Origin of the sequence: Devosia sp. ZW T5_3 (assembly GCF_044987315.1) — a bacterium.
GTDB lineage: Bacteria > Pseudomonadota > Alphaproteobacteria > Rhizobiales > Devosiaceae > Devosia.
The window spans coordinates 170,315-188,477 of record NZ_JBJDRE010000005.1; the positions used below are offsets into that span (position 1 = coordinate 170,315).

General features: G+C 64.3%; 18 protein-coding genes. 8 read left to right on the forward strand and 10 right to left on the reverse strand.

Translation table 11 applies throughout. The features are described from left to right. Positions 1 to 176: 176 nt before the first annotated feature. Positions 177 to 707 (reverse strand): TetR/AcrR family transcriptional regulator, encoded by a 531-nt coding sequence (locus tag ACI3KW_RS08325; protein ID WP_262170339.1) that lies wholly within the window; start codon positions 705 to 707, stop codon positions 177 to 179. A gap of 108 nt (positions 708 to 815) precedes the next feature. Between ACI3KW_RS08325 and ACI3KW_RS08330 the strand changes: the two genes are divergently transcribed. Beyond that, positions 816 to 1,592: an SDR family NAD(P)-dependent oxidoreductase gene (locus tag ACI3KW_RS08330; protein WP_404847680.1), complete on the forward strand. Its 777-nt coding sequence runs from the start codon at positions 816 to 818 to the stop codon at positions 1,590 to 1,592. A 28-nt stretch (positions 1,593 to 1,620) separates the two neighbouring features. On the opposite strand, the gene ACI3KW_RS08335 is transcribed toward ACI3KW_RS08330, so the two are convergent. The 6 genes from ACI3KW_RS08335 to ACI3KW_RS08360 form a co-directional block, all read right to left on the reverse strand. Then, complete coding sequence (locus ACI3KW_RS08335; protein WP_113122168.1) at positions 1,621 to 2,328, reverse strand: FadR/GntR family transcriptional regulator; 708 nt, start codon at positions 2,326 to 2,328, stop codon at positions 1,621 to 1,623. A gap of 11 nt (positions 2,329 to 2,339) precedes the next feature. Next, a complete protein-coding gene (locus tag ACI3KW_RS08340) occupies positions 2,340 to 3,365 on the reverse strand; it encodes a four-carbon acid sugar kinase family protein (protein WP_404847681.1) in 1,026 nt (341 codons plus the stop codon). Further along, complete coding sequence (locus ACI3KW_RS08345; protein WP_404847682.1) at positions 3,362 to 4,978, reverse strand: ABC transporter ATP-binding protein; 1,617 nt, start codon at positions 4,976 to 4,978, stop codon at positions 3,362 to 3,364. Before ACI3KW_RS08345 ends, ACI3KW_RS08340 begins: the two co-directional genes overlap by 4 nt. After that, positions 4,971 to 5,894, reverse strand: a complete 924-nt coding sequence (locus ACI3KW_RS08350; protein ID WP_404847683.1) for an ABC transporter permease — start codon at positions 5,892 to 5,894, stop codon at positions 4,971 to 4,973. The genes ACI3KW_RS08345 and ACI3KW_RS08350 overlap by 8 nt, the downstream gene beginning before the upstream one ends. Positions 5,895 to 5,905: 11 nt before the next feature. Further along, positions 5,906 to 6,820 (reverse strand): ABC transporter permease, encoded by a 915-nt coding sequence (locus ACI3KW_RS08355; RefSeq protein WP_113122165.1) that lies wholly within the window; start codon positions 6,818 to 6,820, stop codon positions 5,906 to 5,908. Positions 6,821 to 6,897: 77 nt separating this feature from the next. Further along, a complete protein-coding gene (locus ACI3KW_RS08360; protein ID WP_262171907.1) occupies positions 6,898 to 8,343 on the reverse strand; it encodes an ABC transporter substrate-binding protein in 1,446 nt (481 codons plus the stop codon). Positions 8,344 to 8,699: 356 nt separating this feature from the next. Here ACI3KW_RS08360 and ACI3KW_RS08365 point away from each other — a divergent pair, with 356 nt between their 5' ends. Genes ACI3KW_RS08365 through ACI3KW_RS08380 form a run of 4 tightly spaced genes read left to right on the forward strand, consistent with a single transcriptional unit; the run spans position 8,700 to position 12,877 of the window. Continuing rightward, on the forward strand, positions 8,700 to 9,872 hold the full coding sequence (locus ACI3KW_RS08365; protein WP_404847684.1) for an exo-alpha-sialidase: 1,173 nt from the start codon (positions 8,700 to 8,702) through the stop codon (positions 9,870 to 9,872). Next, entirely contained in the window at positions 9,869 to 10,816 is a 948-nt protein-coding gene (pdxA, locus tag ACI3KW_RS08370; RefSeq protein ID WP_404847685.1) for a 4-hydroxythreonine-4-phosphate dehydrogenase PdxA, read from the forward strand. Before ACI3KW_RS08365 ends, pdxA begins: the two co-directional genes overlap by 4 nt. Continuing rightward, on the forward strand, positions 10,813 to 11,745 hold the full coding sequence (locus ACI3KW_RS08375) for a dihydrodipicolinate synthase family protein (protein WP_404847686.1): 933 nt from the start codon (positions 10,813 to 10,815) through the stop codon (positions 11,743 to 11,745). The genes pdxA and ACI3KW_RS08375 overlap by 4 nt, the downstream gene beginning before the upstream one ends. Beyond that, complete coding sequence (locus tag ACI3KW_RS08380; RefSeq protein WP_404847687.1) at positions 11,738 to 12,877, forward strand: iron-containing alcohol dehydrogenase; 1,140 nt, start codon at positions 11,738 to 11,740, stop codon at positions 12,875 to 12,877. The genes ACI3KW_RS08375 and ACI3KW_RS08380 overlap by 8 nt, the downstream gene beginning before the upstream one ends. Before the next feature lie 19 nt (positions 12,878 to 12,896). On the opposite strand, the gene ACI3KW_RS08385 is transcribed toward ACI3KW_RS08380, so the two are convergent. Then, entirely contained in the window at positions 12,897 to 13,247 is a 351-nt protein-coding gene (locus tag ACI3KW_RS08385; RefSeq protein WP_404847688.1) for a hypothetical protein, read from the reverse strand. A gap of 42 nt (positions 13,248 to 13,289) precedes the next feature. Further along, positions 13,290 to 13,724, reverse strand: coding sequence for a hypothetical protein (locus tag ACI3KW_RS08390; RefSeq protein ID WP_262170326.1), 435 nt, complete (start codon positions 13,722 to 13,724; stop codon positions 13,290 to 13,292). 208 nt (positions 13,725 to 13,932) lie between these two features. Between ACI3KW_RS08390 and ACI3KW_RS08395 the strand changes: the two genes are divergently transcribed. From ACI3KW_RS08395 to ACI3KW_RS08405, 3 genes are all read left to right on the forward strand, one after another. Continuing rightward, on the forward strand, positions 13,933 to 14,592 hold the full coding sequence (locus ACI3KW_RS08395; protein ID WP_404847779.1) for a DUF6766 family protein: 660 nt from the start codon (positions 13,933 to 13,935) through the stop codon (positions 14,590 to 14,592). A gap of 193 nt (positions 14,593 to 14,785) precedes the next feature. Beyond that, positions 14,786 to 15,604 carry an aminoglycoside phosphotransferase family protein gene (locus tag ACI3KW_RS08400; RefSeq protein WP_404847689.1) on the forward strand — a complete coding sequence of 273 codons (819 nt, stop codon included), beginning with the start codon at positions 14,786 to 14,788 and terminating at the stop codon, positions 15,602 to 15,604. Between the two features lie 146 nt (positions 15,605 to 15,750). Beyond that, the gene (locus tag ACI3KW_RS08405; protein WP_404847690.1) at positions 15,751 to 16,611 is read left to right on the forward strand and encodes an SDR family oxidoreductase; all 861 of its coding nucleotides are present in this window, start codon (positions 15,751 to 15,753) and stop codon (positions 16,609 to 16,611) included. Positions 16,612 to 16,667: 56 nt separating this feature from the next. On the opposite strand, the gene ACI3KW_RS08410 is transcribed toward ACI3KW_RS08405, so the two are convergent. Beyond that, positions 16,668 to 17,996 (reverse strand): MFS transporter, encoded by a 1,329-nt coding sequence (locus ACI3KW_RS08410; protein ID WP_113122156.1) that lies wholly within the window; start codon positions 17,994 to 17,996, stop codon positions 16,668 to 16,670. Positions 17,997 to 18,163: the final 167 nt, after the last annotated feature.

Below are 18,163 nucleotides of genomic sequence, written 5' to 3' on the forward strand. Positions count from 1 at the left end.
ACGCGTCGGCCCGGCCACAGTTCCGTCGTGTTGCGGACCCGGCCTTTCGGTTGCACGCCCCGGCAAATTTGATCGCCGGGGGTCAGGTTTTCAGGGCATTGGAGCCACTACGGCGCTGGCATCCCCGTCGTGAGAGCCGGCGATTTGCCGCAAAGTGTCGATTTGTCGCGCCCGGCTCACACGCCCACGAAGTCCCGCGTCGCCTGCAGGATTTCTTCGGACAGCGCCTCATTGTCGGCGACGCGCGCCAGGATCAGTCCCCCGATCATCGCCGCCCAGCTGCCGATGGCCTTGGTGCTTTCCGCCTTGCCGCCGGCGGCAAAGGCATCGACCTGCTTCTGGATCATGTCGCTGAGCACATGGCGCGTCTCGGCCGGCCCCCGCGCGATTTCGGTGCCCAGCGTCGCATAGATGCAGCCATCGCCCGGATTGTCGCGATGCTGCTTGGTCAGATATTGGCTGGCAAAGGCCATTATATCGCCGGCCGGCACAAAGCCGCCGTCATTGGCCAGCGCGTCGGCCAGCGCCTCGTTGAGCAAGTCCTGCTTGCTGGCGAAATGGCGCGGAAACCCGCCATGCGTCAGCCCCGCGGCGTCCATCACCTGCGCCACGCTCACCCCGTCCACGCCCCGCTCGCGGAACAAATGCGCGGCGGCATCCACGATGGCCTTCCGGCTCTGTGCCTTCTGTTGCTGGCTGGTCCCCATGGTTCAAAACTCCGCTGAAAAATTAGATGATGATCATCATCTTGACAATCAGGATGATGATCGTCATCTATGTGGCATCGATCAACCCAGTTTACAACAGGTACTCACATGTCCACCGCACTCATCACCGGCGCTTCGGCCGGCATCGGCGCCACCTATGCCCGCCGCCTCGCCGCCCGCGGCTATGACCTGACCATCGTGGCGCGCACCACGTCCAAGCTCGAACAGCTGGCAGCCGAACTCACCAGCGCCCATGGCGTCAAAGTCGAGATCCTGACGGCCGATCTCACCGACGCCGCCCAATTGGCCAAAATCGCCGATCGCCTCCGCACTGGCGCCCCGATCGACCTGCTCATCAACAATGCCGGCGACAACCTGCCGGGCAATTTCTCGACTGCTACGTCCGCTGATCTCGACTGGCTGATCCAGCTCAATATCACCGCACCGACGCTGCTCGCCTCGGCCGCTGTCGCCGGCATGATCGAGCGTGGCCAGGGCAGCATCGTCAATGTCGGTTCCGCGACCGGGATGATGCCCGAATTCTTCTCCGGCATTTATCCGGCCACCAAGGCCTATATCCTGGCCTTCTCGCAGGGCCTCGCCGCCGAAGTCGGCCCCAAGGGCATCTATGTCCAGGCCGTCGTGCCGGCGGCCACCCGGACCGCGATCTGGGACCGCTCCGGTGTCGATGTCGATAACCTGCCCAATGTCATGGAAGTCGATGATCTGGTTGATGCGGCCCTGGTCGGCTTTGACCGCAAGGAAGCCGTCACCATTCCGCCGCTGGGCGATCTGTCGCTCTGGGAAACCTATGAAGCCGCCCGCCACGGCATGCTCCCCAGCATTAGCGGCACCCCGGCCGAACGCTATCGCAAGGTCGCCTGAGCCCTGGCTGGCGCCATCCAGGCGCCAGCTAAACCCGCCCCTGGCGCGGCTCGAACAGGCGGTCGCGCGAGCCGGTCAGGTGAGTTTTCATCATCTGGCGGGCACTCTCGGCGTCCCCCAGCCGGATGGCTTCAAAGATCGCCGTGTGTTCGATGAACACATGGTTCAGCCCATCACTGGTGCTGCGCAGCGACATGCCGTGAAACCGCATGCCCACCGCGATATGCTCTTCAAGCGCCTGCATGGCGGTGGCGAAATAGGGATTGGCCGAAGCCTTGGCGATCCCTAGGTGAAACATGAAATCGGCATCGGCCCGGTGCGCCTGCCGATTGGTGGCGTCGCGCAGGAGATCGAGCGCCGCTTTGATGTCCTGCAGCGAGCGATCGGTGCGGCGATGCGCGGCCATGGCGGCGGCTTCCGGCTCCATGGTCAGGCGAAAATCGTAGCAATGCTGCAGGTCGGACAGGTTCTCCATCTGCCCGAAGCCCAGCGGTTCGCGCAGGCCATGGTCGCGCACGAAGCTGCCCGCGCCGCGCCGCGAATAGATCAGGCCCTGGTCGCGCAGCCGTTGCAGGGCGTCGCGCACCACGGGGCGGGACACCTGGAATTCGGCCGCCAGCGTATGCTCGGTGGGCAGGCGTTCATCCACGCCATAGGCGCCCGATTTGATGGCCCGCAGGATCCGGTCGAAGACCGCGTCAGAAAGGCTGCGTCTGACGTTGAGACCATCTGACATCACGGTTTGTGTCACTCCCATTCGTGCCCGCCGGAGGACGCGAGGAGGCGGACCAGCGTGTCCTTGTCCCCAAAACCCCCCGATTTGGTGATTATCGTGAAACCGCCAGCCCGGGCAATAGGCAGCCCCGGCAGCGCCTCGCCGACCAGACTGATCAGCCCGATCCCCAGCGCCGCAAGGATCGCCTGCGCGGTGGCGCCCCCCGACAGCACCAAAGCCGTTCCCGCTGCCGGCTTAAGCTCCTGCAGCACCCGCGCCAGATTGGCCGCAACCACCGCCGGCGCCGCTGATTCCGCACCCGCGACTGCCTGCAGTAGTGTCTGGCGCCCGCTAACCAGCTCCGCTGCCACGCCATTCGGCGCCGCGATATAGGCCAGCTGGGGATAGCGCTCGCGCAAGGCTTCGGCCTGCTCCACAGTGATCGGATCGGTCGATCCGATCACACAGATGACCGGCCCATCCGGCGCCAGCTGCGGCGCCGGCACAACCTTGTCCGACCATTGCTCGGCCAGCGCCTCCGCCAGCCCCCGCGCGCCGATCAGCAGGTCATGCTCCTGCATCCGCAGCGCCGCAGCGATCTGCTCCTGGCTCGCCGCATCGGGAATGCTGGCCTTGCCCGCATGCGTCCCCAGCCGCGCCGCCACATCGATCGGTTCATCCAGCCCGAACCCGCCCAGCTGCCCCTTACGCACCCAGCGCCCGAAGGCCGGAATAGCCGGGACAACGAGGCTGCTGCCATGCGGAATGGCGTCCAGTTCGGCGGCAATATTGCCCTTGAGCCGGGAGTCGATCTTCTTGAAAACCGGCATTCCCGGCGGCAGGCGCGACACCACATCGGCAACAGCCGCCCGCGCCGCCTCCGGTGCAATCTCCCGGCTATCGGTGGACACGCCGACAATCTCGGCCCCGTTGGCCAGCGCCTCGGGCAAGCCCTCCGCATCCAACGCGATCACCGTCGACAACCCCCGCATGGCGAAGGGCGCGCTGGCGTCGAGCGCGCCCGTCAGATCGTCGGCAATGATAACCAGACGCGTCATGCCGGTGCCGTGGCCAGCAGGCGGCGCTGCGCCTGCACATCCGGGTCCGGATCGAGCGCCGCCGCCAGCAGCCGCTGGGTATAGGGATGGCTCGGCGCGCTGAAAATCTGCTCGGTAGGTCCCCGCTCGACGATTTCGCCCGCCTTCATGACGATGACGGTATCGGCAAAATCCCGCACCACGCCCAGGTCATGGGCGATGAACAGGAACGAAATGCCCAGCCGCTCGCGCAGGTCATCGAGTAGCGCGATCACCTGCGCCTGGATCGATACGTCGAGCGCCGACACGGCCTCGTCGCAGATGATCAGTTCGGGTTCGAGCGCCAATGCCCTGGCAATGGCGATGCGCTGGCGCTGCCCGCCCGAAAATTGGTGCGGATAGCGGCTGGCATGTTCGGCGCTCAGCCCCACCTGTTCGAGCAGTTCTCGGACACGCACCTGCCGCTGGTTGCGGTCGGGCATCAGCCGGTGAATGTCCCAGCCTTCGGAAATCAGCTGATACACCGACATGCGCGGATTGAGCGATTGGGTCGGGTCCTGGAACACCATCTGGATTTGCCGGCGTACCCCCAGCAAAGCTGCCGGACTCATCGCCAGCAGGTCCTGCCCCTTCCAGAATGCGGCCCCGCTATCGGCGGTCTCGAGCCGCAGGATGGCGCGGGCCAGCGTCGATTTGCCCGATCCGCTCTCCCCCACAACGGCCAGGCTCTGCCCGCGTGCCAGGGTCAGCGACACATCCTTGAGCGCGGTGAAGCGGCCATAGGTCTTGCACAAGGCCTTCGCCTCGAGCAGCAGCGGCAGGCCGGGCTCCAGCGTCTTGATCTGCCCCTTGCCCGGCGCCGATCCGATCAGTTTTTGCGTATAGGCATGCTGGGGCGCGTGATACACATCGCGCACCGAGCCCTGCTCGACGATTTGCCCCTGGCTCATCACCACCACGCGGTCGGCGATCTCGGCGACGACGCCTAGATCATGGGTGATCAGCACCAGGCCCATGCCGGTCTCGGCCTGCAATTCCTTGAGCAGAGCCAGCACATCGGCCTGGATGGTTACGTCGAGCGCTGTGGTCGGTTCGTCCGCAATCAGGATATCGGGCTTGAGCGCCAGCGCCATGGCGATCATCAGGCGCTGGCGCTGCCCGCCGGAGAATTGGTGCGGATATTTGCCCACCGCATTATGCGGTTCGGGAATGCCCACCCGGTTCAGCAGGTCGAGAGTACGGGCGCGCGCCTCGCTCATCGGACGGCCATGCGCCGTCATCATCTCGGCAATCTGCCAGCCCACCGGATAGACCGGGTTGAGATGGCTCAGCGGGTCCTGGAAGATCATGGCGATGCGCTTGCCATTGATGGCGCGGCGCTGCTCATTGCTCATGGCGAGCAGGTTCTGGCCCTCGAAATAAATCTCCCCGGCAATGATCTGGGCGGGCGGAATATCGAGAATATTCATCACCGCCGAGGCTGACACCGATTTACCCGACCCGCTTTCGCCCAGCACGGCCAGCGTCTCGCCGCGATTGATGCTCCAGGAGACATCGCGCACGGCATGCACCGTGCCGCGCGCAGTGTGGAAATCGACCGATAGATTGCGCACTTCAAGCAGGGCGTTACTCATCTTTGGTGCTCCGGGCTTCCAGCCGCCAGCGCTGGGACGGGTCGAGCGCCACGCGCATCCAGTTGGACAACAGGTTCAGCGACAGCGTGGTGATGACGATCAATAGCCCCGGCCAGAAGGCCAGCCACCAGGCGGTCGTCAGATAGGGGCGGCCCTGGGCAACCATCAGGCCCCAGGTAATGTCGGGCGGCTGGATACCGATGCCGAGGAACGACAGCGAGGATTCGGCCAGCATGACAAAGGCGAAATCCAGCGTCGCGATCGTCACCAGCGTCGGCGCCACCACCGGCAGGATATGGCGCAGGATGATGCGGCCATTGGAGGCGCCCATCACCACCGCCGCCTGCACGAACATGCGCTGGCGCACTTCGAGCACTTCGGCGCGCGTGGTGCGCAGATAGATCGGGATGCGGGTAATCGCCAGCACCAGGATCATATTGGGGATCGAGGGCCCCAGCACATAGAGCACGATCACCGCGATCAGCAGCGAGGGAAACGACATGATCACGTCGGCCAGCCGCATGATCGCCTGCGACACATGCTTGCCCAGATACCCGGCCAACAGGCCCAGCACCGCGCCCACCACCATGGCGGCGAGCACCGTGCCGGCGGCAACCAGCATGGTGCTGCGGGCGGCAACGATCAGCCGGGCCAGCATGGGCCGCCCCAGCGAATCCCCACCCAGCACAAAGGCCCAGCCCCGCGCCAGATCGAAGGGTGGGCTATTGCGGCCGCGCAGGTTTTGGCTGGTCGCCAGATCGCTCAGCAAAGCCGGACCCAGCAGCGCGAACAGCACGATGATGATGAGCACGATGGCCGACACGAAGGCCAGCTTGTCGCGCCACAACATGGCCAGCAGCGGCGCGGCGCGGCTCTTGGTGGGGGCAGGGGGAATGGCAGTGGTCAGATCGGACATGGTCTTGCGCCTCAACGCCGGATGCGCGGATCGAGCAGGCCATAGGCAAGGTCGATCAGGATGTTCATGAGGAAAATGGCGATGGCGGTGACCATGATGGCGGCCAGCACGACATTGAAATCGCGCTGCAGGATGGAATCGATCATCAGCTTGCCGATGCCCGGAAAGCCGAAAATCGTCTCGACGATCACCGCGCCATTGAGCATGGCGGCGGCCTGGTCGCCGATCACGGTGATTACCGGCAGCATGGCATTGCGCAGCGTATGCACGAAAATGATCGGCAAATTGCGCACGCCTTTGGCGCGGGCCGTCTTGACATAGGGCGCCGACAGGGCGCCCAGCATCGAGCCGCGCACCACCTGCACGATCAGCCCGAAGGGGCGGATGAACAGCACCGCGATGGGTAATATCCAGTGCCAGGGCGTGCCGACCCCAGACGTGGGCAGCCAGCTCAGATTGATCGCAAAGATCACGATGGCGACGATGGCGATCCAGAAATCGGGCGCCGAGGCGGCGACCAGCGAGACGATGGATACCAGCCGGTCGAAAAACCCGCCGACATTGAAAGCGGCCAGCGCGCCCAGCACGATGGAGGCAATCACCACCAGCGTCATGGTGATCAGCGCCAGCGGCAGCGTCCAGGCATAGGCTTCCATCACCACTTCGATGGCGGGGCGCGCCTTCCGCAACGATTGCCCGAAATCCAGATGCAGGAAATCCCACACATAGCGGCCGAATTGCTCGAACAGCGGCAGGTCGAGCCCGTTCAGCGCGCGAAACTGCGCCTTCATCTCTTCGGTGGCGTCGATCGGCAGGAACAGGGCCGCCGGGTCACCCGTGAGGCGGGACAGGAAGAAGACCAGCACCAGCAGGCCCAGGAGCGACAACAGGCTGGCAATGGCCCGCTGCGAGATCAGTTTGGTCATGGCCGCTAATCCGGTTTGACAAGTGACACGATGCCGGGACCAGCCCGGCATCGCCTGATTATGAACCTGAGACAGGCTTACTTGAAGCCGATCTCCGACAGCTGCAGCTGCTGGTTGGTCGCAATGGTCGGGGTGAAGTCCAGACGCTCGCTGACGCGGCTGAGGCCAACCATGTGGAACAGCAGCACATCGGCAGCGATATCGTCATGCACATAGGCGAACAGCTCGGACCACAGGGCCGCACGTTCGTCCCCGGTTGCGGCCGAAGCGCGGGCGATCAGGTCGTCCACTTTCGGGTCGTTGACGCCCGACTGGGTGCCCTTGCTGTCATACTTGAAGAACATCGAGAAGGCCGGATCGCCGCGGCTATTGTCGTGCTGCGCCAGCACCAGGCGGGTGCCGGTGCTTTCGGGATAGGGCTTGGAATAATACTGCTCGTGTTCGGCAACTTCCACCATGCGCAGCGTGGCGTTGAAGCCAACTTCGTTGAGCATCTGCACCAGGGCCTCGGCGACCTCGGTCACATTGGGGAAGTTCTCGGTGCGCGCCACGACTTCAATGGGCAGGCTGGTATCCACACCATCAGCCTTGGCTTCGGCAAGCAGCTTCTTGGCCAGTTCCGGATCGAATGCCGGCGGCGACAGGTTGGGGTTCCAGCCAAGCGTGGTCGGCGGCACCATGGCCACGGCCAGCTCGGTCCCCTCGGGCAGCACGGTGCCGATAAAGGCTTCGCGCTCGATGGCGGCATTCAGTGCCTGGCGAACCCGCAGATCATTGGTCGGGGCGTCCTGGCTGTCGATGCGCAGATAGACGGTTTCCGAATTCAGATAGCTGAAATCGGTGGCCTTGTTGTCGGCCACTTCGGCCGTGATCTGGGGCGCGATATCGGCTTCACCCGCCGCGACCATGCCGGCACGCACGGCAGGCTCGGAGCGGAACAGGTAGGTGGCCTTGGTCACCGCCGGGGCTTCACCCCAGTAATCGTCGCGGCGATCGAGCACGATCTGCTGGCCGGCGGTCCACTCGCTCATCACATAGGGGCCGGTGCCGATCGGGTCGCGCACGAATTCCATCGGCGTTTCCGACGGCACGATGGTAACGAGGCTCATCAGCAGCGGCAGTATCGGCTGGGCCGGCTCGGCCTTGACGTCGATCGTGGTGTCGTCGACCACGGTGAAGGTCAGGTCGGTATCGGCGAAATAACGCGCGCTTTCGCAGCTCATCTGGTCCGAGAAGACGCGGTCGAACGAGTGCTTGACGTCATTGGCGTCGAACGCGGTGCCGTCCGAGAAGGTCACGCCCGGGCGCAGCTTGAACTGCCAGGTACCATCGCCCTTGTCTTCCCAGCTTTCGGCCAGGCGGGGCATCAGGCCCTTGTCGCCGCGCACGTCCAGCTCGGTCAGCGTCTCGCTGATATTCTGCAGGATGACGCGGCCGATATTGGAGCGCGTCGCCATGCAGGGATCGACCAGGTCGAGTTCCTCGCTGAGCACCACGGTAATGTCGGTATTGGATTGGGCCATGGCCGGGGCAATGGCGCCCGAAGCCAGCAAGCCGGCGACCAGAAGCTGTTTGAAAATCAATTCTACCTCCCTTGCAGCTGATCCAGACGTGAACGCCGCTGCGGAGCGCCCACCGTTTCCTCAGGGCGCCAGCATAGCCGGTCCACCCGTGGCTGGCACTATCTAGCGACGCCCAGGAGTTGTCAAACAAAAATCAGAAAATGCCAGATTGTGTGGTGGTTCAGAAATTTAACACATTGAAAAACAATAAGAATATGAAACTACACTGTTCGATTTTAGATTTCTCGTCAGGAATAATAACTTGACAACATTGCGCCGGCCAGCAAGTTTGCGGCAACCAGGAGGCGGGGAGAGACATGACTCCAGACGAGATCGCGGCGCGCATGACAGGGCAGATCGAGCCGGCCGGCCAAGGCCTGCGGGCCGCCTATTTGCCTTCGCCCATGGTGCAGAATCACGCCGCGTTCATCGAGCGCCTGGACGACGGCACCCTGGCCTGCCTGTGGTTTGGCGGCACGCTCGAGGGCAAGTCCGATATTTCCATTTTCGGCTGCACCCTGGCTCCCGGCAGCGATCGCTGGTCGGCGCCGATGCGGTTGAGCGACGATCCCGAACGCAGCGAACAGAACCCGGTGCTGACGCGCGACGGGCAGGGGCAGTGGCAGCTGTTCCACACCGCCCAGCCCTCCGGCAACCAGGACGAATGCCTGCTGCGCGCCCGCCAGGTCACGCTGGCCGATGGCGTGCTCAGCGGCGGCGTGCCGCGCATTCTCGATCTGCCCTTGGGCACCTTCGTGCGCGGCCGTTTCGTGCGGCGCAAAGATGGCGCCTGGATGATGCCGGTCTTCCGCTGCATTTCGCGCCCGGGCCAGCGCTGGAACGGCAGCCACGATACCGCCGGGGTCGCGGTGAGCCACGACGATGGCGCCACCTGGACGCTGAGCGAAGTGCCCGGCTCGATCGGCTCGGTACATATGACTATCGTGCCGCTCGAGGGCGAGCACATGGCCGCCTTCTACCGCCGCCGCCAGTCCGATTTCGTGCATCGCTCGGAAAGCCGCGATGGCGGGGTGACCTGGTCGGCGCCCGAGCCCACCGACGTGCCCAACAACAACTCCTCCATCAACGTCATTCGCCTCGCCGATGGGCGCCTGGCCATGCTGTGCAATCCGGTCTCGGCTGCGACCTCGAGCGATCGCCGCACCTCGCTCTATGACGAGATCGAGGAGGGCGATGATCGCCCCGACGCTAGTGGCGGCTGTGCCCCCATCTGGGGCGTGCCCCGCGCGCCGCTGACCCTGTGCATATCCACCGATGGCGGCCGCACCTTCCCGCTGCGCCGCATCGTCGATGATAGTCCCGGCACGTGCCTCTCCAACAATTCGGTGGATGGGCGCAACAAGGAACTGTCCTACCCCTATCTGCTGGAAGACGGCGATGGCGCGATCCATCTCGCCTATACCTATTTCCGGCGGGCCATCAAATATGTCCGGCTGCCCAAGGGCTGGATCGACGGAGACGCAGCATGAGCGAGCTGATTGGCATTACCATGGGTGACCCCGCCGGGGTCGGTCCCGAAATCGCGATCCGCGCCTTGGCGGAAATGTCGCCTGCTGACCGCGCCCGCACCCGCATCTATGGCAATCGCGCCACGCTGGACCTTGCCGCCGCCGCCACCGGCGCCACGATCGACCTCAATGGCCTGGTCGAGGACCTGCCCATCGAGGGCGGCCCGCTGCCTTGGGGGAAGCTGGATCCCCGCGCCGGCGACGCCGCCTTCCGCTTCATCGAAAAAGCCGTGCGCGACGCCCAGGCCGGCACGATCGGCTGCATCGTCACCGCGCCGATCAACAAGGAAGCGCTGAACCTGGCCGGTCATCACTATGATGGCCATACCGGCATGCTGGCGGCGCTGACCGGGCAGAAATCGGCCTTCATGCTGCTGGCCTCCGAGCGCCTCAAGGTCATTCACGTCTCCACCCACGTGTCGCTCAAGACCGCCATCGATCGCGCCACGCCCGAGCGCATCCTGGCCACCATCCGCGCCGGCAATGACCACCTCAAGCGCATCGGCTACGCCAGGCCGCGCATCGCGGTGGCCGGCATCAATCCGCATTGCGGAGAAAGCGGCCTCTTCGGCACCGAGGATGACGTACAGGTCGTGCCGGCCGTCGCCATGGCGCAGGCCGAAGGCATCGACGTCAAGGGCCCCATCTCCGCCGACACCGTCTATCACCGCGCCTATAACGGCGCCTTCGATCTGGTAATCGCCCAATATCACGATCAGGGGCACATCCCCATCAAGCTCGTGGCCTTCGATACCGCGGTCAATGTTTCGCTTGGCCTGCCCATCGACCGCACCTCGGTCGATCACGGCACTGCCTTCGACATTGCCGGCACCGGCAAGGCCAACCACACCAATATGAACGAAGCCATCGCCTATGCGCGCCGCCTGGCCGGGGGAAACAAGTGACCAATCCGACGAGCAATCTCCCCATCAGCGGCGTGTTCTGCGCCTCGGCCACGCCGATCCTTGAAGATGGCACGCCCGATCACAGCGCCTTCGCCGCCCATTGCCATGCCCTGTTGCAGGATGGCTGCGACGGCATTGCCCTGCTCGGCACCACCGGCGAGGCCAATTCCTTCAGCATCGCCCAGCGCCAGGCCCTGCTCGAGCAGGTCATCGCCGCCGGCATCGATCCGCAGCGCCTGCTGCCCGGCACCTCCCAGACCAATGTCGCCGATACCGTCACCCTGATGCGCCATGCCGTCGAGGCCGGGGTGAAGGCCACGGTCGTGCTGCCCCCCTTCTATTACAAGGGCGTCAGCGACGAAGGCCTGTTCCGCTTCTATGCCGAGGCCATCGAAGGCGTCGGCCGCGACGATCTGCGCGTCGTGCTCTATCACATCCCGCCCATCGCCCAGGTCGGGCTGTCGCTCGAACTGGTCGGCCGCCTGCTCGAAGCCTTTCCCGGCATTGTGGTCGGCATCAAGGACAGCTCCGGCAAGCTCGACAGCATGCAGGCCTTTGCCTCCAGCTTCGCCAATTTCTCGGTGCTCGCGGGCGCCGATCCCTTCATGCTGCCGCTGCTGCGCTCGGGCGGCGCTGGCTGCATCACCTCCAGCTCCAATCTCATCGGCAAGCATCTGCGCGTGGTGTTCGACCATTGGCATGACCCGGCTGAAGCCGCCCGCGTCGACAAGGCGCAGGAGCGCATCAACGCCTGGCGCGATCTCTCCAACGCCTATGTGCAATTGCCCACCATCAAGGCCATGCTGGCCCGCCGCCGCAATCACCCCGGCTGGACGCGCGTGCGTCCCCCGCTGGTCGAACTCGGCCAGGCCGAACTCGACAAGGTCTGGAGCCAGATGGCCGAACTCGAGGCGCAGGACAATGTCTGAACTTACCCTGTCCATGGCCCGGCCGATCACCCTGCTGCAGCCCGCCCGGCTCGAAATCGGCGCCGGCGCCGTTTCGCGCCTCGCCGATTGGGCCGCCCCCTATCGCCGCGTCTTTATCGTCGCCATGGCGCCCACGGTCGGCTTTGTCGACCGCATCGGCCTTACCGGCACGCTCGAAACCTTCATTGACCTGCCGCCCGAACCCGACCTGCCGGCCGTTGAGGCAGCGCTAGCCGCGGCCCGTGCCTTCCAGCCCGATCTGGTCATCGGGCTGGGCGGTGGTTCGGTCATGGATGTGGCCAAGCTGGTCGCCGTGCTCTGGGACAGCGACAAGTCGGTGCCTGACGTCGTCGGCGTTGGCAAGATCGAGGGCCGCCGCACCGCGTTGGCGCAAGTGCCCACCACCTCCGGCACGGGTTCGGAAGCCGGCATCCGCGCGCTGGTCACCCATCCCCAGACCTTGGCGAAGCTGGCGGTCGAAAGCCCGTTCATGCTGGCCGATATCGCCATTCTCGATCCCGAACTGACCTATTCCGTGCCCCCCGCCGTCACCGCCGCCACCGGCGTCGATGCGTTGGCCCATTGCGTCGAGGCCTTCACCAATATCAAGGCCCACCCGCTGATCGACGGCTATGCAACCCTTGGCATCGAACTGGTGGGAAAATATCTCGCCCGCGCCGTGGCCGATGGCGCCGATACCGAAGCCCGCGCCGGCATGATGCTCGCCTCCTATTATGGCGGCGTGTGCCTCGGCCCGGTCAATACCGCGTCCGGCCATGCCCTGGCCTATCCGCTGGGCACCCGCCTCAAGCTGCCCCATGGCCTGGCCAACGCCATCATCTTCCCGCATGTACTAGCATTCAATGCCCCCGCCCGTCCCGAAAAGACTGCCGAGATTTGCCGGCTGCTCGGTCTACCACCGGCCGATGGCACCCCGGCAATCCTCGTCGCAGCCATGGATTTCTGCCGCCAGCTGGGCATCGAAATGCAGCTGTCCCGCCATGGCGCCACAGCGGAAGCCCTGCCCGAATGGGCCGCGGAAGCCCACGCCATCCGCCGCCTGATGGACAACAATCCCCGCCCCATGGCCGTGGACGACGTCCTGCAAATCTATCGTACCGCCATGAGCTGAGCTGACATTACGGCAGCGCTCACCGTTTGCGCTGCCGCAGTTCCCGTGCCAGCACCAGAATGAGTTCGAGGATCACCCCGCCTGAGGCACTTAGCCATTTGCCGATCAGCTCGATGCCGCGCACATCGCGGAGCGGCACCAGGAATTGCAGCACTTCAAAGCCGATGGCGGCTGCCACTGCCACGGCAATGCCGAACCAGACCTGGCCGGGAAACGCTGCGGCGCAGACAAAGCCCAACAGGAAATAGGACGCCAGCACGAAAAACGGCGACGGGCTGGCCCAGGGGTCCAGCGCGTCCCAGGCCAGCGTCACGATCAGGATCGCCGCAACGATCCTGAGGGAATAAACAGTTCCCGAATGCCCGCCCATCTGGTCTCCTCAGCCGCAGTCTGCCGCTGGCGCCTGCCGCGTTTACCCGCGGTTCAGCTTGAGCTTACCGGCTTCATAGGCCGTCCGGCAATCGGTTGCGTCATGCATGATATCGTCCTGGATCAGCTCGGTCGCCGTCATGCCCGAGCCGATGAACCGCAGGTCGTCGCATTCCCCGTCATTGGCATATTCGCCCTTGTCATCGCCAAAATCGATACTGCCATCCTCGGCCACGCCGCGGATGGTCAACTGGCCGGCCTTGAAAGCGGCTTCGCAATCACTGGCATCATGCAGCACGTCATCGCTGAGCAAGTCCGTGGCGGTCATGCCCGGCCCGTCGAAGCGCGGGTCATCGCATTCCCCGTCATTGCTGTAATCGCCCTTGTCGTCGCCAAACGAATAGGCCGGCGCGCCATGAGCTGGCCCCGCCGCCAGAACCATGAGCGCGGCGATGCCCCAGATAGCCAGTCTCGTCATATCAAGCTCCTCAAAAACCAAAAGGACGCGGCAGGCTGCAGCGTCCCTGGCACGACCCATGTGCCTGCCGCAAAGGAGCCACAATTCGTGTCGGGATTATGTCGCGCGCCGCCGCGCCGGCCGATAACCCACAGCCGGTTCACCGCGGGCGGAACCGCGTCACCCGAGTAGCGTTGATCAGCTACTTAGCTGTCAAGGAGAGGAGATGATGCGTTTTATCCGCGATAACGGGCTCTCGCTGGCCCTGCTCGCCATATTCCTGCTCAGCACGGGCGGCATGCTGATCACCGGCTGGTTCGACCACAATGCCGAACTGACCCGCCATGATGCGCCCGATATCGGGCTTTTCGCCTATTTCGCCAGCCCCGCCTTCCTCTCCCCGCTGTTTGAAAACTGGGAGAGCGAATTCCTGCAGATGTCGGCCTATGTGCTGATGACCATCATGCTGTTCCAGCGCGGCTCCTCGGAATCCAAGGACCCCGACAAGTCCAATCCCGAAGATGCCGACCCGGCCAAGAAGCGCAAGGACCCCAAGGCCCCCTGGCCGGTGCGCGCCGGCGGAGCCTGGAGCGCATTCTATTCGCATTCGCTCGGCCTGGCGCTGCTGGCATTGTTCATCCTCTCCTTCCTGCTGCACTGGTTGCAAAGCACCGGCGCCGCCAATGAAGAAGCCCTGTTGCATGGCGAGGCCCCCCAGACCGCCTGGCAATATCTGGCCGATCCGCAATTGTGGTTCGAATCCTTCCAGAACTGGCAGTCCGAATTCCTCTCCACCGCCGTGCTGGTCCTGCTCTCGGTCTGGCTGCGCCAACGCGGCTCTCCCGAATCCAAACCCGTCGCCGAACCCCACGCCAAGACCGGCCATTAGCGGCGGGCGGTTGACCGGTGCACGGGCTGCCGCCGTGCTCCCGCCCCCTTTCCGCCGTTGGCATTGCTTCCCGCGATGACGGCTTTGGCCTCAAGCTGGCGTTCGGATTTACTCCGCCAATTCGCTTTCCCCGAGAGGCCGCCTGCGGATAGAGTCCGCGCGCACGAGCGTTGGAAATTCGGGATATCTCGTCATGGTGTCGGAAGAGGTCTTCCAACCTTGGCTGTCACGCTGGGGTTTGATGCCAGAAGGTGAAGCCATCTGCACGCACAGCAGCCTCTTGCTGCCGGTGCAAAGGGATGGCGTGCCAGCGATGTTGAAGATCGCCACGGCCGAGGAAGAGCTCAACGGCGCGCACCTCATGGTCTGGTATGCTGGGCACGGTGCTGCTCGCGTATTCGCCCATGAAGATTCCGGCCTGCTGCTTGAGCGTCTCAGTGGGCACAGAAGCCTCATCGAGATGGAACGCTCAGGCCGGGGGGATGAGGCGACGGGGATCATCTGCGCGGTCGTGGCGAGGCTGCACGCCGCCAGGAACCACATGCCGCCGGAAACGCTGTATCCGATGGCGACCTGGTTTCGTCAGCTTGAGCCTGCGGCGACGCGATTGGGAGGCGTTTTGACAAAGTCCGCAGCGGCTGCACGTGAACTTCTGGCTATGCCCCAGCACGTCGTGCCACTGCACGGCGACATCCATCATGGCAATATTCTCGACGGGGATGAGCGTGGCTGGCTCGCGATCGACCCGAAAGGGCTGCTCGGCGAACGAGCCTTCGACTACGCCAACCTGTTCTGCCACCCCGAAGCCAAGGTCGCCACAGAAGCTGGCCGGCTGGAGCAGCGGATCGACATCGTCGCAAGGGACGCGAACCTGGACCCCAAGCGTGTGTTGAAGTGGATCTTGGCCTATGCAGGCCTGAAGTCTGTCTGGACCATGGAAAGAGAAGGCGACGGCCAAGAGGCGCGCGAGCTCACAATCGCCCAAATGGCGGCAGCCGCGCTGGGACTTTAGCGACCGTCACGGCCGCTCAATTCATCGGCCGTCAGGCCCGCACTAACCTGCGTTACCTCCTGGCCGCCCCCGCTTGCGCCGGCAACGGCCCGTGAACCTATCGACAAAAACGGCGTTGGTTTTGCTCCCCTACATGGAGAATGATCATGTCCGAGAACTTCCCCACGCCGCCCTTTCCCAACCAGCCCCAGCCCATTCCCGGCTATAGCGATGCCATGGATCCGGTGCCCGATTATGGCGAGGGTAGCTACGAGGGTAGCGGCAAGCTGAAGGACAAGAAGGCCATCATCACCGGCGGGGATTCCGGCATCGGCCGGGCCGTGGCGCTGGCCTATGCCCGCGAAGGCGCCGATGTGCTGATTTCCTATCTGAGCGAAGATGAGGACGCCGCCGAAACCAAGCGCCTCGTCGAAGCGGCCGGCCGCAAATGCCTGCTGCTGGGCGGCGATATTTCCAGGGCCCAGCATTGCCGCGACATCGTCAGCAAGGCGGTCGATGCCTTCGGCCGCATCGATATCCTGGTCAACAATGCCGCCCACCAGAACAGCTTTGAGTCCATCGAGGAAATTCCCGACGAGGAATGGGAGCTGACCCTGGCGACCAACCTGTCCGCCATGTTCTACCTGACCAAGGCGGCGGTGCCGCATATGGCGCCGGGCAGCGCCATCATCAATACCGCTTCGGTCAATGCCGATACGCCCAGCCCGCAATTGCTGGCCTATGCCACCACCAAAGGCGCCATCCAGAATTTCGGCGGCGGGCTGGCGCAATTGCTGGCCAGCAAGGGCATCCGGGTCAATACCGTGGCGCCCGGCCCGGTCTGGACCCCGCTTATTCCCTCCACCCTGCCGCCCGAAAAGGTCAGCCAGTTCGGCAAGCAGGTCCCCATGGGCCGCCCCGCCCAACCCAGGGAACTGGCCCCCGCCTATGTCATGCTGGCTTGCGAGGACGCCAGCTATATCAGCGGCGCCACCATCGCCGTCACCGGCGGCAAGCCGGTGATCTGAGCCCACCCACGAGCGCGACACCCTCCCCGCCGGGGAGGGTGCAGATTGGAAAAGCCCTAATTCTGTCCCGCCAATTGCCGGTTCAGCCCCAGCGCGATCAGCGTGCAGATCGCCCCCGACAGCAGATATGCCCCCGAGGAAATCAGCCCGAATTGGCTCGATAGCGCCAGCGCCACCAAGGGAGCAAAGCCGGCGCCGAACAGCCAGGCCAGGTCCGAGGTCAGCGCCGAGCTGGTATAGCGGTAGAGCTTGGTGAAATTGGCCGCCACGACACCCGAGGATTGCCCGAAGGACAGGCCCAAGAGGATAAAGCCCACCACCATATAGATGATCTCGCCCATATCCCCCGCGCCCAGCAGCAGCGGCGCAAAGACGCTGTAGATGGCAATGCCCACCGCCGAAGCGCCCAGCAGCCAGCGCCGTCCGACCCGGTCGGCCAATGCGCCCGACAGTACCACCGCCGCCAGCCCTACCACGGCCGAGGTCGCCTCGATGACGAGGAACCGCGCCGGCAATTCATCGGTATAGAGAAACACCCAGGATAGCGGGAACACCGTGACCATGTGGAACAGCGCAAAGCTGGCCAGCGGCGCAAAGGCCCCGATCACGATATTGCGGCCCTCGCTGCGCACCGTGTCGCGAATGCGCGTCGGCTCCAGCTCGCCGCTTTCGAACAGGCCGGTATATTCGGGCGTCACCACGATGCGCAGGCGCGCGAACAACGCCACCACATTGATGGCGAAGGCCACGAAGAACGGATACCTCCAGCCCCAGGCCAAAAAGTCCTCGGCCGAAATCGAGCTGACCAGGAACGCAAACAGCGCCGAGGCGACGATCAGTCCGATGGGGGCGCCCAATTGCGGCACCATGGCATACCAGCCGCGCCGATTGGGCGGCGCATTGAGCGCCAAAAGCGACGCCAGCCCATCCCAGGTGCCGGCCAGCGCAATACCCTGGCCAAAGCGGAACAGCATCAGGATGGCCACCGAAAAGGCCCCCACCTGGCTGTCGCTGGGCAGGAAGGCTACGGCCACGGTCGAGATGCCGAGCAGGAACAGCGCAATGGTCAGCTTCACCCCGCGGCCATAATTGCGGTCCACCGCCGAAAAGATCACCGTGCCGATCGGGCGGGCGACAAAGGCCAAAGCGAACACCGCAAAGGACAGCAGTGTGCCGGTCAACGGGTCGACATAGGGAAACACCACGGCGGGAAACACCAGCACCGAAGCAATGGCATAGACGAAGAAATCGAAGAATTCGGAGGTGCGACCGATGATCACACCGATGGCGATTTCCCCCGCATGAACCGGCCGGTGATGGGCATTGGTGACGCGGGCATCGTGCTCGGCGCTCGTTTCCGGGATGGTTGAGGACGAAGCGGCCATCTGGTTCACTGCCTTGATTTGATTGGGGTTTTGTCGAATCTTCAGCCGTTTCGAGCAGGGCTCTTTGCGGCGCTATGCAATACGGTTAAGCTCTCCCTTGCCCTATTCTACTCCGGAACGGGAGTGGACAAAATGCCCGATGGTGTTTCCGCTGGGACAGGCATAGG